At 71.4% G+C, this 15,380-nt stretch carries 19 protein-coding genes; 3 read left to right on the top strand and 16 right to left on the bottom strand.

Features of this window, described 5'->3' with window-relative positions; genetic code table 11:
* Nucleotides 1–2: 2 nt before the first annotated feature.
* From pheS to infC, 9 genes are all read right to left on the bottom strand, one after another.
* Nucleotides 3–1,040, bottom strand: a complete 1,038-nt coding sequence (pheS, locus tag CMS_RS06080) for a phenylalanine--tRNA ligase subunit alpha (protein WP_012298623.1) — start codon at nucleotides 1,038–1,040, stop codon at nucleotides 3–5.
* A gap of 74 nt (nucleotides 1,041–1,114) precedes the next feature.
* The gene (locus tag CMS_RS06075; RefSeq protein WP_012298622.1) at nucleotides 1,115–1,939 is read right to left on the bottom strand and encodes an amino acid ABC transporter permease; all 825 of its coding nucleotides are present in this window, start codon (nucleotides 1,937–1,939) and stop codon (nucleotides 1,115–1,117) included.
* Nucleotides 1,936–2,583: an amino acid ABC transporter permease gene (locus CMS_RS06070; RefSeq protein ID WP_012298621.1), complete on the bottom strand. Its 648-nt coding sequence runs from the start codon at nucleotides 2,581–2,583 to the stop codon at nucleotides 1,936–1,938. The genes CMS_RS06075 and CMS_RS06070 overlap by 4 nt, the downstream gene beginning before the upstream one ends.
* 115 nt (nucleotides 2,584–2,698) lie before the next feature.
* A complete protein-coding gene (locus tag CMS_RS06065) occupies nucleotides 2,699–3,622 on the bottom strand; it encodes a glutamate ABC transporter substrate-binding protein (RefSeq protein WP_041464468.1) in 924 nt (307 codons plus the stop codon).
* A gap of 160 nt (nucleotides 3,623–3,782) precedes the next feature.
* Nucleotides 3,783–4,571, bottom strand: a complete 789-nt coding sequence (locus CMS_RS06060; RefSeq protein ID WP_012298619.1) for an amino acid ABC transporter ATP-binding protein — start codon at nucleotides 4,569–4,571, stop codon at nucleotides 3,783–3,785.
* 151 nt (nucleotides 4,572–4,722) lie between these two features.
* Entirely contained in the window at nucleotides 4,723–5,523 is an 801-nt protein-coding gene (locus CMS_RS06055) for a TrmH family RNA methyltransferase (protein ID WP_012298618.1), read from the bottom strand.
* Between the two features lie 63 nt (nucleotides 5,524–5,586).
* Entirely contained in the window at nucleotides 5,587–5,979 is a 393-nt protein-coding gene (gene rplT, locus CMS_RS06050) for a 50S ribosomal protein L20 (RefSeq protein WP_012298617.1), read from the bottom strand.
* A gap of 46 nt (nucleotides 5,980–6,025) precedes the next feature.
* Complete coding sequence (gene rpmI / locus CMS_RS06045) at nucleotides 6,026–6,220, bottom strand: 50S ribosomal protein L35 (RefSeq protein WP_012298616.1); 195 nt, start codon at nucleotides 6,218–6,220, stop codon at nucleotides 6,026–6,028.
* A complete protein-coding gene (gene infC / locus CMS_RS06040) occupies nucleotides 6,213–6,806 on the bottom strand; it encodes a translation initiation factor IF-3 (RefSeq protein WP_015490649.1) in 594 nt (197 codons plus the stop codon). Before infC ends, rpmI begins: the two co-directional genes overlap by 8 nt.
* 393 nt (nucleotides 6,807–7,199) lie before the next feature.
* Here infC and CMS_RS06035 point away from each other — a divergent pair, with 393 nt between their 5' ends.
* The gene (locus CMS_RS06035; protein ID WP_012298614.1) at nucleotides 7,200–7,658 is read left to right on the top strand and encodes a DUF1844 domain-containing protein; all 459 of its coding nucleotides are present in this window, start codon (nucleotides 7,200–7,202) and stop codon (nucleotides 7,656–7,658) included.
* Between the two features lie 93 nt (nucleotides 7,659–7,751).
* Here the strand turns inward: CMS_RS06035 and CMS_RS06030 are convergent, their stop codons facing one another.
* The 5 genes from CMS_RS06030 to CMS_RS06010 form a co-directional block, all read right to left on the bottom strand.
* Entirely contained in the window at nucleotides 7,752–8,519 is a 768-nt protein-coding gene (locus CMS_RS06030; protein WP_012298613.1) for an SseB family protein, read from the bottom strand.
* Complete coding sequence (gene priA / locus CMS_RS06025; protein WP_012298612.1) at nucleotides 8,516–9,265, bottom strand: bifunctional 1-(5-phosphoribosyl)-5-((5-phosphoribosylamino)methylideneamino)imidazole-4-carboxamide isomerase/phosphoribosylanthranilate isomerase PriA; 750 nt, start codon at nucleotides 9,263–9,265, stop codon at nucleotides 8,516–8,518. The genes CMS_RS06030 and priA overlap by 4 nt, the downstream gene beginning before the upstream one ends.
* Before the next feature lie 64 nt (nucleotides 9,266–9,329).
* Nucleotides 9,330–9,971, bottom strand: a complete 642-nt coding sequence (gene hisH / locus CMS_RS06020; protein WP_012298611.1) for an imidazole glycerol phosphate synthase subunit HisH — start codon at nucleotides 9,969–9,971, stop codon at nucleotides 9,330–9,332.
* Nucleotides 9,968–10,576 carry an imidazoleglycerol-phosphate dehydratase HisB gene (gene hisB / locus CMS_RS06015; protein WP_012298610.1) on the bottom strand — a complete coding sequence of 203 codons (609 nt, stop codon included), beginning with the start codon at nucleotides 10,574–10,576 and terminating at the stop codon, nucleotides 9,968–9,970. The genes hisH and hisB overlap by 4 nt, the downstream gene beginning before the upstream one ends.
* Before the next feature lie 101 nt (nucleotides 10,577–10,677).
* Nucleotides 10,678–11,082, bottom strand: a complete 405-nt coding sequence (locus CMS_RS06010; RefSeq protein WP_041464466.1) for a hypothetical protein — start codon at nucleotides 11,080–11,082, stop codon at nucleotides 10,678–10,680.
* A gap of 360 nt (nucleotides 11,083–11,442) precedes the next feature.
* On the opposite strand from CMS_RS06010, the gene lexA reads away from it, so the two are divergent.
* On the top strand, nucleotides 11,443–12,123 hold the full coding sequence (gene lexA / locus CMS_RS06005; protein WP_012298608.1) for a transcriptional repressor LexA: 681 nt from the start codon (nucleotides 11,443–11,445) through the stop codon (nucleotides 12,121–12,123).
* A gap of 73 nt (nucleotides 12,124–12,196) precedes the next feature.
* Here lexA and hflX read toward each other — a convergent pair whose 3' ends face one another.
* Nucleotides 12,197–13,762, bottom strand: coding sequence for a GTPase HflX (gene hflX, locus CMS_RS06000; protein WP_012298607.1), 1,566 nt, complete (start codon nucleotides 13,760–13,762; stop codon nucleotides 12,197–12,199).
* Nucleotides 13,763–13,803: 41 nt separating this feature from the next.
* Here hflX and CMS_RS05995 point away from each other — a divergent pair, with 41 nt between their 5' ends.
* Entirely contained in the window at nucleotides 13,804–14,421 is a 618-nt protein-coding gene (locus CMS_RS05995) for a class I SAM-dependent methyltransferase (RefSeq protein ID WP_012298606.1), read from the top strand.
* A 73-nt stretch (nucleotides 14,422–14,494) separates the two neighbouring features.
* On the opposite strand, the gene dapF is transcribed toward CMS_RS05995, so the two are convergent.
* On the bottom strand, nucleotides 14,495–15,373 hold the full coding sequence (gene dapF / locus CMS_RS05990; protein ID WP_012298605.1) for a diaminopimelate epimerase: 879 nt from the start codon (nucleotides 15,371–15,373) through the stop codon (nucleotides 14,495–14,497).
* Nucleotides 15,374–15,380: the final 7 nt, after the last annotated feature.

Raw genomic sequence — 15,380 nt, 5'->3', positions numbered from 1 at the left:
GACTACACCACCATCCCGAACTGCGCGCCGAATCGGATGTCGCCCTCGACGATGTCGCGCATGTCGGAGAGGTCGTTGCGGAACATGAGGGTGCGCTCGGTGCCCATGCCGAACGCGAAGCCCTGGTACTCGTCCGGGTCGATCCCCGCGGAGCGCAGCACGTTCGGGTTCACCATCCCGCAGCCGCCCCACTCGATCCAGCGGGGTCCGCCCGCGGCGGCCGGGTGCCAGACGTCCATCTCGGCGCTCGGCTCGGTGAAGGGGAAGTAGTTGGGGCGCAGGCGGACGCGCGCTTCGCGTCCGAACATCGAGCGCGCGAAGTGCTCGAGCGTGCCGCGCAGGTGCGCCATGGTGAGGCCGCGGTCGATCGCGATGCCCTCGATCTGGCGGAACGCGGGCGTGTGCGTCGCGTCGAGCTCGTCGCTGCGGAAGGTGCGGCCCTGGGCGATCGTGTAGACGGGCAGCTCGTCGGCGAGCAGCGTGCGGATCTGCACGGGCGAGGTGTGCGTGCGGAGCACCAGGTGCGCGTCGGTCGGATCCACGTAGAAGGAGTCCTGCATGGCGCGCGCCGGGTGATCCGGCGGGAAGTTGAGCGCGTCGAAGTTGAACCACTCGCTCTCGAGCTCGGGGCCCTCGTTCACCTGCCAGCCCATGCCGACGAAGATGTCGGCGATGCGCTCCTCGAGCATGGTGAGCGGGTGGCGGGCGCCGGCGCGCCAGCGGCTCGGCAGCGCGGTGACGTCGACGGCCTCGGCGACGAGCCTCTCGGCGGCCTCCTGCTCCTGGATCTCCGCCTCGCGGGCCTGGAACGCCTGCGTCACGCGGGCGCGCGACTGGCCGACGAGCTTGCCCGCGTCCTTGCGCTGTTCGGGCGGCAGCGAGCGGAGCGATCCGTTCAGCCGGGCGAGCGGCGACGCCTCGCCGATGTGGGCGGAGCGCGCCTGGGCGAGCGACGCGGAGTCGGTGGTCGCGGCGAGCGCGGCCATCGCCTGCTCCACGGCGGCGCCGACGGTCTCCTCGGAGATCTGGGATTCGGACATGAGGCCCGAGTCTACCGAGCGGGGGTCGCGCTCCCCGCCCGCGACCGGCCTCGCGACGCGGCTACGCGACGCGGCTACGCGCCCTGCGAGGTCCCGGCCGCGACGGTCTTCGCGACGCGCGGTCCGCGCTTCCTGGCGAGCCGCCGCGCGATGGTCGACACCGAGAGGTTGAGCACCAGGTACATGCCCACCATGACCACGAAGATCGGCAGCGAGTTGGCCCGGCTCGTGGCCTCGAGGATCAGCTCGCCCTGCTTGGTGAGTCCGACGAGGCTGACGATGGTGCCGAGCGCGGTGTCCTTGATGAGCACCACGAGCTGGGCGACGATGATCGGCAGCATCGTCCGGAACGCCTGCGGGAACTCCACCAGCAGCCGGTTCTGCAGCGGCCGGAGCCCGATCGCCAGCCCCGCCTCGCGCTGTCCGCGCGGCAGGCCGAGGATGCCGGAACGGAGGGCCTCGCCGATGATCGCGCCGTTGTAGAGCGTGAGCGCCGTGACGACCGACCAGTACGGCCCGATCGGGAAGATCAGGTAGATGAACAGCATCATCAGCAGCACGGGCATGCCGCGGAAGAACTCGAGCACGACGGTGACGGCGTAGCGGATCACGCGGTGCTCGCTCATGCGCAGGAGCGCGAGCACCATGCCGAGGAGGATCGCGAGGACGGCGGCCACCGCGGCCGACTGCAGCACCACGACGAGGCCGCGCAGGAGGAGCTGCCAGACGAGCGGGTCGTTGAGCACGAGCCAGATGTCGGGGCTGAACTGCCCGGCCTGCTGCAGCTTCACGGCGGCGAAGGCGAGCACGGCCACGACGATGGCACCCGTGACGACGGAGAGGACGCGGGAGCGACGGCGGGCCCTCGGGCCGGGCACGTCGTAGAGGACCTGGCTCATCGGGAGACCGCCACTCGCTTCTCGAGGTGGTCCGCCAGCTGACCGAGCGGGACCGTGATGATGAGGTAGAAGAACGCGACGCCCACGAACACCCAGACGACCGCGTCCCCGTTCGCGTTCGCGACGTCGCGGCCCACGTTGAACAGCTCGTAGATGAAGTAGGCGCCCGCGATCGACGTGTTCTTGGTGAGGGCGATGACGACGTTGATCAGCGGCGGGATGACGGTGCGGACGGCCTGCGGCAGGATCACCGACCCGAGCGTCTGCGAGAACGTCAGCCCGATGCTGCGCGCGGCCTCGGCCTGGCCGACGGGCACGCTGTTGATGCCCGAGCGGATCGCCTCGGCGAAGAACGGCGCCGTGTAGAGCGTGAGCGCGAGCACCGCGGCCGTCATGAACGGCAGCGCGCCCGAGATCGAGGTGATCACGACGCTGAAGAAGGTGAAGACGAGCAGCAGCGGGGTGTTCCGCAGCAGCTCGACGTAGATCGTGGAGGTGGCGCGGAGGCTCGCGACGGGCGAGATCCTCATCGCGGCGATCACGACCCCCAGCGGGAGCGCGAACAGCACCGTGGTGAGGAGGAGGCGCAGCGTGCCGCCGAACCCCCGCAGGAACACGTCGAGATTGTCGAGGATCACATCCACGGCGCACCTCCTATGGTCTGCACCCGGCGCGGCCGGGCGATGGTCGGATCCGGGTCGGGCGCCCGGACGAGGGAGGGTCCCGCGCGCGCATCGGCGCACGCGGGACCCGGTGGGGCTAGTAGCGGTCGATCGCCGGGGGCTCCGGGGTGTCGATGACCGTGCCGGCCGTCGCCTCGAACAGGCGCGCCCAGGTGCCGTCGTCGTAGGCCTCCTGCAGCGTGTCGTTGATGAACGTGCGGAACGCCTCGTCGCCCTTGGCGATGCCGATGCCGTAGGGCTCCTGGGTGAAGGTCTCGCCGCCGCCGACGAGCTTGAACTCGCCCTCGTTCTGGTCGATGAAGCCGGAGAGGATCACGTTGTCGGTCGTGACCGCGGACACCTGGCCGTTGCGCAGCGGGTCGAGGCACTTGCTATACACGTCGGTCGGCACGACGACGGCGCCGAAGGTGGCCTCGATGTTCGCGGCGGGGGTGGATCCGGCCACGGAGCAGACCTGCTTGCCGCGCACGTCCTCGGGCGTGTTGATCGTGGTGTCGTCCGCGAGGACCATGAGCGCCTGGCCGGCGACGTAGTACGGTCCCGCGAAGCCCACGACCTCCTTGCGCTTGTCGTTGATCGTGTAGGTCGCGACGACCGCGTCGACCGAGCCGTTCTGGATGAAGGGCTCGCGGTTCGCGGACACCGTCTCCGTGAACGTGATGCCGTCGAACGGGATGCCCATCTTGCTGGCGATGAGCGCCGCGATCGCGACGTCGAAGCCCGCGGGCTTGCCGTCGAGGCCCGCGAGGCCGAAGAGCGGCTGGTCGTACTTGGTGCCGACCTTCATCTCGCCCGCCGCCGCGAGGCGCGCCATCGTGGTGCCCTCGTCGAAGGTGGGGTTCTCGGTGAGCTCGAGCTTGTAGGGGCCGTCGCCGTTCTCGGGAGCGTTCGTGCCGGCGTCGATGCCGCTGTTCGACGCGCTGCCCGCGGCGCCGCAGCCGGTGAGGGCGACGACGACGATCGCAGCGGCTGCGGCGATGGTCAGTTTCCTGTTCTTCATGGTTCCCGTTCCTTGGGTGGTGAGGTGGATGACGGACGCGATGGGGATCGCTCGTGGTGCGAGGTGCATGGTGCGGGTCGTGCCGGTGGTGCGGCGCCCGGACGCGCCTGCCTCGGCGGCGTCCGGATGCGGGTGCGGGAGGGCGCGTGCCCTCCGCGCGTCAGTGGGCGAGGATCTTCGAGAGGAAGTCCTTCGCGCGCGGGCTCTGCGGGTCGTCGAAGAACGCGCTGGGCGTCGTGTCCTCCTCGATGGCGCCGTCGGCCATGAAGATCACGCGGTCCGCGGCCTTGCGGGCGAAGCCCATCTCGTGGGTGACGACCATCATCGTCATGCCGTCCTTCGCGAGGCCGACCATGACGTCGAGGACCTCGGTGATCATCTCCGGGTCGAGGGCCGATGTCGGCTCGTCGAGCAGGATCAGCTTCGGGTCCATCGCCAGCGCGCGGGCGATCGCGACGCGCTGCTGCTGGCCGCCGGAGAGCTGGGCCGGCATCTTCTGCGCCTGGTTGGCGACGCCGACGCGGTCGAGGAGCTCCATCGCCCGCTTCTCCGCCTCGGCCTTGCCCTGCTTGCGCACCTTGATGGGCCCGAGCGTCACGTTCTCGAGCACGGTCTTGTGCACGAAGAGGTTGAAGGACTGGAAGACCATGCCGACGTCCGCGCGGAGGCGCGCGAGCTCGGCGCCCTCGGACGGGAGGTCCTGGCCGTCGATCGTGATGGTGCCGTCGTCGATGGTCTCGAGCCGGTTGATCGCGCGGCACAGCGTCGACTTGCCCGACCCGCTGGGGCCGATGACGACGACGACCTCGCCGCGGTTGACCGTGGTCGAGATGTCCTTGAGGACGTGCAGGTCCCCGAAGTGCTTGTTGACGTGGGATACGACGACCAGGGGCTCGCCGACCGCTGCTGCGGCGGGCGAGGCGGGGTCCGCCGTCGGGCTCTGCTCCATGCGAACACCATATCCATGACGGTGTTTCGTCCGCGTTTCCGCGGGGCATCGTCACCCCATCGTGACGCGGTGGCCGCGTTTGCGCAGATCAGAGGCGGTGTCGACGCGGGTCGCCACGGCTGACGCGTGAGTGGTGTCCGACGCGGGATGGTCAGGCGCGCTGGGCGAACGCGGACTCGTAGAGACAGACGGAGGCGGCCGTCGCGAGGTTCATCGACTCGGCCTGGCCGTAGATCGGCACGACGACGGCGCGGTCGGCGAGGGCGAGGTGCTCGTCCTGGAGGCCGCGGGCCTCGTTGCCGAAGAGCCACGCGGTGGGGCCCGCGAGGCCGCCCGACGTGCGCTCCGCGAGGAGGTCGTCGCCCTTCACGTCCGCGGCGAGGACCTGCAGCCCAGCGGCCCTGACCCGCTCGAGCACGGCGTCGAGCTCGGGCATGATCGCCACCGGCAGGTGGAAGAGCGAGCCCGTCGTGGCGCGCACGACCTTGGGGTTGTAGAGGTCGACGGAGCGGCCCGTGAGGATCACCGCGTCGGCTCCCGCGGCGTCGGCCGCGCGGATGATGGTGCCCGCGTTGCCGGGGTCGCGCACCTCCTCGAGGATCGCGATGAGGAGCGGCTCGTCGCCGAGGATCTGCTTGAGCGACGTCGGGAACTGGCGGCACACGCCGACGACGCCCTGCGGGGTGACGGTGTCGGCCATGGACGCGATGACGTCCTCGGTGACGAACTCGACCTCGATGCCCGACTCGCGGACGGCGCGCGCGAGGTCCGGGTAGCGGTCGAGGGCCGTGGGCGTCGCGAACAGCTCCTGGACGAGGTCAGGTCGGAAGGCGAGCGCCTCCGAGACGGCCTGCGGCCCCTCGAGGAGGAACAGGCCCGTGTCGGCGCGCGCATCCCGCTTCGCGAGCTTGGCGACGCCACGGACACGCGGAGAGCGGGGGTAGTCGAGCATGCCTGCAACACTAACGGCGCGCCCCCTGATGGGGACGCGCCGTCGGCGGTGGAGTGGGACGTGCTAAGCGTTCGCCGCGACCTTGGGGGCCGAGGTGTTCGCGGGCAGGGCGGTCTTGGCCGTCTGCACGAGCGACGCGAAGGTGGCGGGCTCGTGGACCGCGAGCTCCGCGAGGATGCGACGGTCGACCTGGACGCCGGCCAGCGAGAGGCCCTGGATGAGGCGGTTGTACGTGAGGCCGTTCGCACGAGCGGCGGCGTTGATGCGCTGAATCCAGAGGCGGCGGAACTCGCCCTTCTTCGCACGGCGGTCGCGGTACGCGTAGACGAGGGAGTGGGTGACCTGCTCCTTGGCCTTGCGGTACAGGCGCGAGCGCTGCCCGCGGTAGCCGGCGGCGCGCTCGAGGATGACCCGACGCTTCTTGTGGGCGTTGACGGCCCTCTTGACTCTTGCCATTTCAGTGATTCCTATTCGAGTTCAGGTGTCGCGGACGACGAGGGGCCTAGCGGCCGAGGAGCTTCTTGGCGACCTTCATGTCGGCCTTGGCCAGGGGCTGGTCCTGGTTGAGTCGCGCCTTGCGCTTGGAGGACTTGACCTCGAGGTTGTGTCGCATGCCCGCCTGCTGCTTCATGATCTTGCCGCTGCCGGTGACCTTGAAACGCTTCTTGGCACCTGAGTGCGTCTTCTGCTTAGGCATTGTTCTCTTCTCTCGCTTCTCGTGCGCTCGCCTTGGTGGCGTCGCGCTTCGCGTTGGCCTCGGCCTTGGCCTCGGACTTGTTCTTGTGCGGTCCGATGACCATGACCATGTTGCGGCCGTCGATCGTGGGGGTGGACTCGACGCTGCCGAACTCGGCGACGTCCTCCGCGAACATCTTGAGCAGTCGCACGCCCTGGTCCGGACGCGACTGCTCGCGCCCGCGGAACAGGATCATGGCCTTGACCTTGTCGCCGTCCTGCAGGAAGCCCTCGGCGCGCTTGCGCTTGGTCTCGTAGTCGTGCTTGTCGATCTTCAGGCGGAAGCGCACCTCCTTGAGGATGGTGTTCGCCTGGTTGCGACGCGCTTCCTTGGCCTTCTGCGCGGCCTCGTACTTGAACTTGCCGTAGTCCATGATCTTCGCCACGGGGGGCTTGGAATTGGGCGCGACCTCGACGAGGTCGAGGTCGGCTTCCTGCGCGAGCCGGAGTGCGACGTCGATGGATACGACGCCGACCTGCTCGCCTGCTGGGCCAACGAGGCGAACCTCGGGAACTCGGATTCGATCGTTGGTACGGGGATCGCTGATGGACTGCTCCTATTCGTGTCTTCGGGTGGCCCGGCGGCTCGTGAGCCGCTCGGATTCGAGACGAGGAGAGTTCTTCACCAGGGTGCGACGGATCCGTCGTACTCGGCAACACGCCCTTTGCCCGCACTTCCGTGGGGCCCCCGCCTGAGCGGGGCTCCCGTCGTGCGGTCCCGGTGAGGGGAGCCGTTCGGACGGGGGAGCGAAATCGACCCGGTAACCTAAGGAGGCGGTCAAGCGCGGGTGGGAGATCAATCCTCTTTCGAACCGGGACTGTGACAGCCCCGGAGCCGTCGATCAGCATAGCAGACGCCGAGCCCGCCCCGGAAGGGCGGGCGCCGACCGGGTCCCGCCGCCGTCCGCCGCCATCCTGCCGCCCCGAGCACGAGGACTGAAATGACCGATCCGACCCCCGACCCCGCGACGACCCCGACCGACGCGCACGTCCACCGCTTCGAGGAGCCCGACGTCGCGACCGGCTCGCCCGCCCCCGCCGCGGGCGCCGCCGACGACGACACCGCCGACTTCGTCGCCGACCAGTACGCGCGCGACATCGCGGAGGTCTCGGCCGTCGAGGTCATCACGACCACGGCCGTCCACCTCATGAGCGCCGCCGCCGTCAAGTGCGGGCTCGCCGACGACCCCGCGACGCAGACCGACCTGGCCGAGGCGCGGAAGCTCATCATCTCGCTCGCGGGTCTCGTCACCGCCGCATCGCCGGAGCTCGGCGACCAGCACGCGCGCAGCCTCCGCGACGGGCTGCGCTCCCTGCAGCTCGCCTTCCGCGAGGCGTCCCCGTACCCCGACGCCGTCGGCAAGGGCCCGGGCGAGAAGTACACGGGGCCCGTCTCCTAGGCGGACGGCGCCGGACGGCGCCGGCTGTACGCGGCTCCGGCTCCTCGCCGCTCCGGTTCCTGGCGGCCTCGGCGGCGGAGCGCGATGCGCGGCTCAGCCGGCCGACGTGATCCGGAGCCCCATGCTGTCGACGCGGTCGGCTAGCACCGCGCTCCGCGACCACTCCCCCTGCAGCCGCGCGAGCAGCGCATCGAGCGCCGTGCGGTCGAGCCCGTCCACGAGCTCGAGCACGATCATCAGCTCAGGCCCCTCGAGGCGCGCCCGGGGATCACCCGGCGCCGTGCGCAGGGACACGACCGCGGGCTCCTCGACGACGCTCGCCTGGAGCGCCGCGGCGACGTCGGGATCCTCGGGGCTGGGGATCCACGGCAGCGACCGCGCGACGGCCCACACCGCCGGCCGGCGCAGCACGAACTCGGTGTCCGACATCGGGTCGACGACCACGAGGTCGGTCTCCTCGCTCGCGGCGGCCAGCGCCATGCGGACGGCGTCGGCCGGCACCGGACGCGCCTTCGCGTTCCACCTGCCCATCGCGGCGACGGACGTGAAGACGGGCATGACCGTGCGACCGTCGGGACCGGCGACCGTGATGATCGACAGCTCGGCGCTCTTGTCGGCCCTCAGCCCGTGCGCGCCCTCGCCCTCGTCGCCCAACCGGGCGACCAGCGGGATCAGCAGGCGCGCGTCGCGGAGGGCGTCCACGACCTCCGCCTGCCCGGCCTCGCCGCGACCGTGCCGCGCGAGCGCCTCGGCGACCGCGGGCGGCGCGGAGCCGTCGTCATCCGGGAACGGGGTCGGCTCGAACGACCGGCCCGCCCAGGGGGTCCCGGCCGAGTCGGCGTGCGGAGTGGATCCGGTCATCGCTCCCCGGCGACGTCGAGCGCCTCGCCGAGCGTGAACGCACCGGCGTAGAGGGCCTTGCCGACGATGGCGCCCTCGAGGCCGAGCGGCACGAGCTCGCGCAGCGCCTGGATGTCGTCGAGGCTCGAGACGCCGCCGGACGCGACCACGGGGCGCTCGGTGCGCTCGAGCACGTCGCGGAGCAGCTGGAGGTTCGGGCCCTGGAGCGTGCCGTCCTTGGTGACGTCGGTGACCACGTAACGAGCGCACCCGGCGTCCTCGAGGCGCTCGAGCACCTCCCAGATGTCCCCGCCGTCCTGCGTCCAGCCGCGCGCGGAGAGCGTGCGGCCGCGGACGTCGAGCCCGACCGCCACGGCCTCGCCGTGCTGCGCGATGACGCTCGCGGCCCACTCGGGGTTCTCCAGCGCCGCGGTGCCGAGGTTGATGCGCGTCGCGCCGCTCTCGAGCGCGACGTCGAGAGAGCGGTCGTCGCGGATGCCGCCGGACAGCTCGATCTGCACGCCGTCGATGGCGCGGATCACGCGGGAGATGACCGACAGGTTGTCGCCGCGGCCGAACGCGGCGTCGAGGTCCACCAGGTGGAGCCACTTGGCACCCTGCTCCGCCCAGTCGCGGGCGGCGTCGACGGGATCGCCGTAGCCGGTCTCGGTTCCGGCCGCGCCCTGCGTGAGCCGCACGGCCTGGCCGCCCGCCACGTCAACGGCGGGCAGCAGGGTCAGACGGGGGGTGCTGGTGAACTCGCTCATGGGGGCCTTCCATCGATGGGCTCGGACGTGCGGGATGCCGCGCGGGGACGGCGGGTCGGGCGGGTCAGGCGGCGCGGAGGGTGCCGAGCCAATTCGCGAGCAGCCGGATCCCCGCTGCGCCCGACTTCTCGGGGTGGAACTGCGTGGCGGTGAGCGGGCCGTTCTCGACGGCGGCGACGAACCGCTCGCCGTGCGTAGCCCACGTGACGCGGGGCGCGGGCAGCGGCGGGAGCGGGTCGATGCCCCAGGCGCGTGCGGCGTACGAGTGCACGAAGTAGAAGCGCTCCTCCTCGAGGCCGGCGAACAGCGCGGATCCCTCGGGGACCTCGACGCTGTTCCAGCCCATGTGCGGGAGCACGTCGGACTGGATCCGGTCGACCGTGCCGGGCCACTCCCCCAGGCCCGCGACGTCGACGTCGCGCTCGACCCCGCGGTCGAACATGACCTGCATTCCGACGCAGATGCCGAGGACGGGACGTCCGCCGGCGAGACGGCGGTCGACCACGCGGTCGCCTCCGGCAGCGCGCAACGCGGCCATGACGGCGGAGAACGCCCCGACACCCGGGACGAGGAGTCCGTCGGCCTCATGCGCCCGCCTGGGGTCTCCCGTCAGCTCGACGTCGGCGCCGGCCAGCTCGAGCGCCTTGACGGCGGAGTGCACGTTGCCGCTCCCGTAGTCGAGGACGACGACCGAGGGGCGCGTCACAGCGCGCCCTTCGTGGACGGGATGCCGGACACGCGCGGGTCGAGCTCCTTCGCCTGGCGGAAGGCGCGCGCGAACGACTTGAACTCCGCCTCGGCGATGTGATGCGGGTCGCGGCCGCCGAGCACGGTGACGTGGACGGTGAGCCCGGCGTGGAAGGTGATGGCCTCGAAGACGTGCCGGACCATGGATCCGGTGAAGTGACCGCCGATGAGGTGCATCTCGAACCCGGCGGGCTCGCCCGAGTGGACGAGGAACGGACGGCCGGAGATGTCGACGACCGACTGCACCAGCGCCTCGTCGAGCGGCACGAGCGCGTCGCCGAAGCGCGCGATGCCGGACTTGTCGCCGAGCGCCTCGCGGATGGCCTGACCGAGGACGATCCCGATGTCCTCCACGGTGTGGTGCACGTCGATGTGCGTGTCGCCCGTGGCGGTGACCGTGAGGTCGGTGAGCGAGTGCTTCGCGAACGCGGTGAGCATGTGGTCGTAGAACGGCACCGACGTGCTGATCTCGGAGGCACCGGTGCCGTCGAGGTCGAGCCGGAGGTCGATGCTGGACTCGCTGGTCTGCCGCGTGACGTGCGCGGTGCGCGCGAGGGTGCTCATGGCTTCTATGCTACCGATCGGTTGACCCCGGCCGCCGCGCTCCCGGCCGCCACCGGGAGCGCGACGACGGACCGCGCCGGGCGTGCGACGACGCCCGAGGATCAGTGCGCGTACTGGGCGGGGACGGCGAGCTGCTGGCCGGCCGCGACGTCCGAGGTAGGCAGCCGGTTGAGGTCGACGACCGAGGCGATGACGTCCCGCGGGTCGGCCGACGGCGCGATCTCCTCGGCGAGGTCCCACAGGGACTGGCCGCTCGAGACGGTGACGTACTCGAACGTCGTGCCCGCGGCGTCCTTCGACGCGACGGCCGCGCCGCCGTTGAGGGCGACGAGGCCGGCACCGAGCGCGAGCGGGGCTGCGACCAGTGCGGTGAGGACGAAGCGCCCTCGACGCGTGATGCGCAGGCGCGTGCGGGGCACGACGGCGGCCTCCGCGACGGCGGCGTCGGATGCGGAGGACGTGACGGCGGGGGACGTGACGGCGGGGGTGGTGGCTGCGGTGTTCATGGTGACCTCTCGTGCAAGACGGTGGGGCGTCGATGCGACGCACCCGGCGGTGCAGTGCGGTGCGGCATGCGATGCGGGTCCGGCAGCTCGCACCCGGCTCTCGGCCGGGAGAGCCGGGTGCGAAGCTGTGTTCCGAACATACATTCGAAACGAGCCCTCCGCAAGCCCTCATCGCCTCGATCCGGCCGCCGAGCCCACGACACGCTCGAACAGGTGTTTGTCCGAGGTGCGTCGACTGGATACAGTTTCGAGTGCCTGGTGTCCATTCCATCGGGCACCACCGACATCGCCCCGCGAGGGCGTCGGCCCGCCGGGTCGACCGTGCCGCGGAGGCGTCGGCGACGAGAGGCGGGCCGTGGCATGACGGACGAGCGAGCAGCGGGAGGCGGCGCGACGAGGCGTCGCAAGAGCCTCAGCGAGAAGCAGATCTCGATCCTGGAGTTCATCCAGCGCACCATCGCCGGCCAGGGCTACCCGCCGAGCATGCGCGAGATCGGCGACGCCGTCGGCCTCGCGTCGCTCTCCAGCGTCACGCACCAGCTCAACCAGCTCGAGCTCTCCGGCTACCTCCGGCGCGACCCGAACCGGCCGCGCGCCCTCGAGGTCCTCATCGACCTGCCCGGCACCGGTACCGCGGAGAGCGGCGAGCCGTCGACCCCGGTGGGCGACGCGGCCATGGTGCCCATGGTCGGACGCATCGCCGCCGGCATCCCCATCACCGCCGAGCAGATGGTCGAGGAGGTCTTCCCCCTCCCCCGCCAGCTCGTCGGCAAGGGCGACCTCTTTATGCTCCGTGTCGTGGGCGACTCCATGATCGACGCGGCCATCTGCGACGGCGACTGGGTCGTCGTCCGGCAGCAGAAGACCGCGGAGAACGGCGACATCGTCGCGGCCATGCTCGACGACGAGGCCACGGTCAAGGTGTTCCGCCAGCGCGACGGCCACACCTGGCTGCTGGCGCGCAACAGCGCGTTCGAGCCCATCCTCGGCGACTTCGCGGAGGTCGTCGGCAAGGTCGTCGCGGTCATGCGCTCCGTCTGATCCCCGCGCACGACGTACGAAAGCGGCCGGTCCCCGAGGGGATCGGCCGCTCTGCTGCGTGCGGTGTCGCGGATCAGGCCGCGGGCGCCACCGCGTACGCCTGGACCTGGGCCTGCTGCTCGGCCGTCACGAGCGCCCGCACGCGCGTGCCCTCCTCCACGTACGAGGTCTCGAGCACCTTGGCGCCGTCGTGCAGCATGGCGACGACCTCGCCGTGCTCGAACGGCACCAGGAGGTCGACCTCGATGGTCGGCTGCGGCAGCAGCTCGGCGATGCGCCGACGCAGCTCCTCGACGCCCTCGCCGGTGCGCGCGGAGACGAACACGCCCTGCGGCGCGAGGCCCCGGAGGACGACGCGGTCGTCCGCCGACGCCAGGTCGCTCTTGTTGAAGACGACGATCTCCGGGATGGCCGACGCGTTCACCTCGGCGATGACCTCGTGCACGGTCGCGAGCTGCGCTCCGGGATCCGGGTGCGACGCGTCGACGACGTGCACGAGCACGTCGGAGTCCGCGAGCTCCTCGAGCGTCGAGCGGAACGCCTCGACGAGCTGGTGCGGGAGGTTCCGCACGAAGCCGACGGTGTCGGCCAGCGTGTAGAGCTGCCCCTGGTCGGTCTCGGTCTTGCGGACGGTCGCGTCGAGGGTCGCGAAGAGCGCGTTCTCGACGAGCACGCCCGCCTTCGTCACCCGGTTGAGGAGCGACGACTTGCCGGCGTTCGTGTACCCGACGATCGCCACGGACGGCACGGAGTGCCGGTCGCGGTTCGCGCGCTTGGTGTCGCGCGCGGGCTTCATCGCCGCAATCTGCTTGCGGAGACGCGCCATGCGCGTGTTGATGCGCCGGCGGTCGAGCTCGATCTTCGTCTCACCCGGTCCGCGCGATCCCATGCCCGCGCCCGCGCCGCCCACCTGTCCACCGGCCTGGCGCGACATCGAGTCGCCCCAGCCGCGCAGACGCGGGAGGAGGTACTGGAGCTGCGCCAGCTCGACCTGCGCCTTGCCCTCACGGCTCTTGGCGTGCTGGCTGAAGATGTCGAGGATCACAGCGGTGCGGTCGATGACCTTGACCTTCACCACGTCCTCCAGCGCGCGCCGCTGGCTCGGGGCGAGCTCGGTGTCGGCGATCACCGTGTCGGCGCCGACCGCGGCCACCAGGGCCCGCAGCTCCTCGGCCTTGCCGCGGCCGAAGTAGGTGCTGGGGTCCGGCGTGGGGCGGCGCTGCAGCAGTCCGTCGAGCACGACGGCACCCGCGGTCTCCGCCAGGGCGGCGAGCTCGCGCATGCTGTTCTCGGCGTCGTCGACGGATCCCTGCGAGTACACGCCGATGAGCACGACGTTCTCGAGCCGCAGCTGCCGGTACTCGACCTCGGTGACGTCCTCGAGCTCGGTGGAGAGACCCGGGACGCGGCGGAGCGCCTGCCGATCGGCGCGCTCGCTCTGGTCGCCGTCCGACCCCTGCTCCGTGTCGGGTGCCGCGGACAGCGCCTGCGCGCCGGATCCGCGGAAGAGGGCGTATCCGGCCGAGCGGTTCTCCGCTCGGCCGAGGACGCGCGCGACGACGTCGTCCCGGTCGATGTTCTCGGTGGACGTCGTCGTCGTGTCCGCGGGCTCGTGGTCGTGCCCGTCGTGCGTTGTCATGTGCTCCCATCGTAGCGTCGGCGTCCGGTATCGTCCCGTGCATGGCCGACGCGCATTACTTCTCCTCGTCGCCGGCCGGGCCCCTGCGCACCCGCACGATCACGGTCGAGCTGGGCGGACGGATGGTCGACGTCGAGACCGCGGGCGGTGTCTTCAGCCCCGAGCACGTCGACCAGGGCACCCTGGTGCTGCTGCGCAACGTCCCCGCGCCCCCTGCCGAGGGGCATCTGCTGGACGTGGGCTGCGGCTGGGGTCCCGTGGCGCTCGATCTGGCGATCAGAGCGCCGTCGGCCACCGTGTGGGCGGTCGACGTGAACGAGCGGGCGCTCGAGCTGACGCGGGCGAACGCCCGGTCCCTCGGTCTCGACAACGTCAACGCCGTGCTCCCCGGGGATGTTCCCGAGGGCCTCTCCTTCGCGACCGTGTGGTCGAACCCGCCGATCCGCGTCGGCAAGGAGGTGCTGCACCAGATCCTGCTCGACTGGATGCCGCGGCTCGCGCCGGACGCCGACGCGTGGCTGGTCGTGCAGCGGAACCTCGGATCCGACTCGCTGCAGCGCTGGCTGGTCGACGCCCTGCCCGCGGGCCTCGAGACGACGCGCGCCGCGTCCAACAAGGGGTTCCGGGTGCTGCGGGTGCACCGCAGCGCGGACTCCTAGCCCGACCCCGCCAGCCCCACCGCGGCGAGCATGCCCGGGATCTCCCGACGTGCCAGCCGACACGACGATCGGATCAGGCCAGCGCCACGACCCCGTCGAAGACGAGCTCGGCGGGACCGGAGAGTCCGACGTGCTCGCCGTCCTCGGTCGGGAACATCCGCACGCCCAGCACGCCGCCCGGCAGCTGCACGCGCCACTGGTGCGGCGCGGCGGCGCCGGCCCAGTGCCGGATCGCCAGGGCGGCCGCCGCGGCGCCCGTGCCGCAGCTCAGCGTCTCGCCGCTCCCCCGCTCGTGCACGCGCATGGTGATGTGGCCCACACCGTCCACGATGAGCGGATCCGCGGGCACCACGAGCTCGACGTTCGCGCCCTCGGCGGGCTCGGGATCCAGCTGCGGCGCGAACGCGAGGTCGGCCTCCGCGAGCTCGTCCTCGCTCGACAGCGCGACGACCACGTGCGGGTTGCCCACGTCGATGCCGAGGCCGGGACGCGCGACCTGCAGGTCCTTGGCGCGCACGAGCGGCTCGCCGCCCGCGAGCGCCCAGCGGCCGAGGTCGACCTGGAAGCCGGATCCACTGCGCTGCACGTCGCGCACGCCGGCGCGCGTGCCGATGGGGACCGTGCGTCCCGGGGGCAGCTCGATGAGCCCGTTCTCGATGAGGAAGAGCGTGAAGACGCGGATGCCGTTGCCGCACATCTCGGCGGGGCTGCCGTCGACGTTGCGGTAGTCCATGAACCACTCGGCGTCCGGGTCCTCGTCGAGAGCGGCACGGCCCTCGGGGATGCGGCTCGAGAGCACCGCGCGGATCGTCCCGTCGGCGCCGATGCCGAAGTGGCGGTCGCAGAGCGCCTGGACCTGCGTGTCGGTCAGGTCGATCTCGCCCGCGGGATCCGCGAACAGCACGAAGTCGTTGCCCGTGCCCTGGCCCTTGGTGAACTGCAGGTCTGCCATCCCGCCA

Source organism: Clavibacter sepedonicus (assembly GCF_000069225.1).
Lineage (GTDB): Bacteria > Actinomycetota > Actinomycetes > Actinomycetales > Microbacteriaceae > Clavibacter > Clavibacter sepedonicus.
This window is presented reverse-complemented; position numbering and strand designations above follow the sequence as displayed.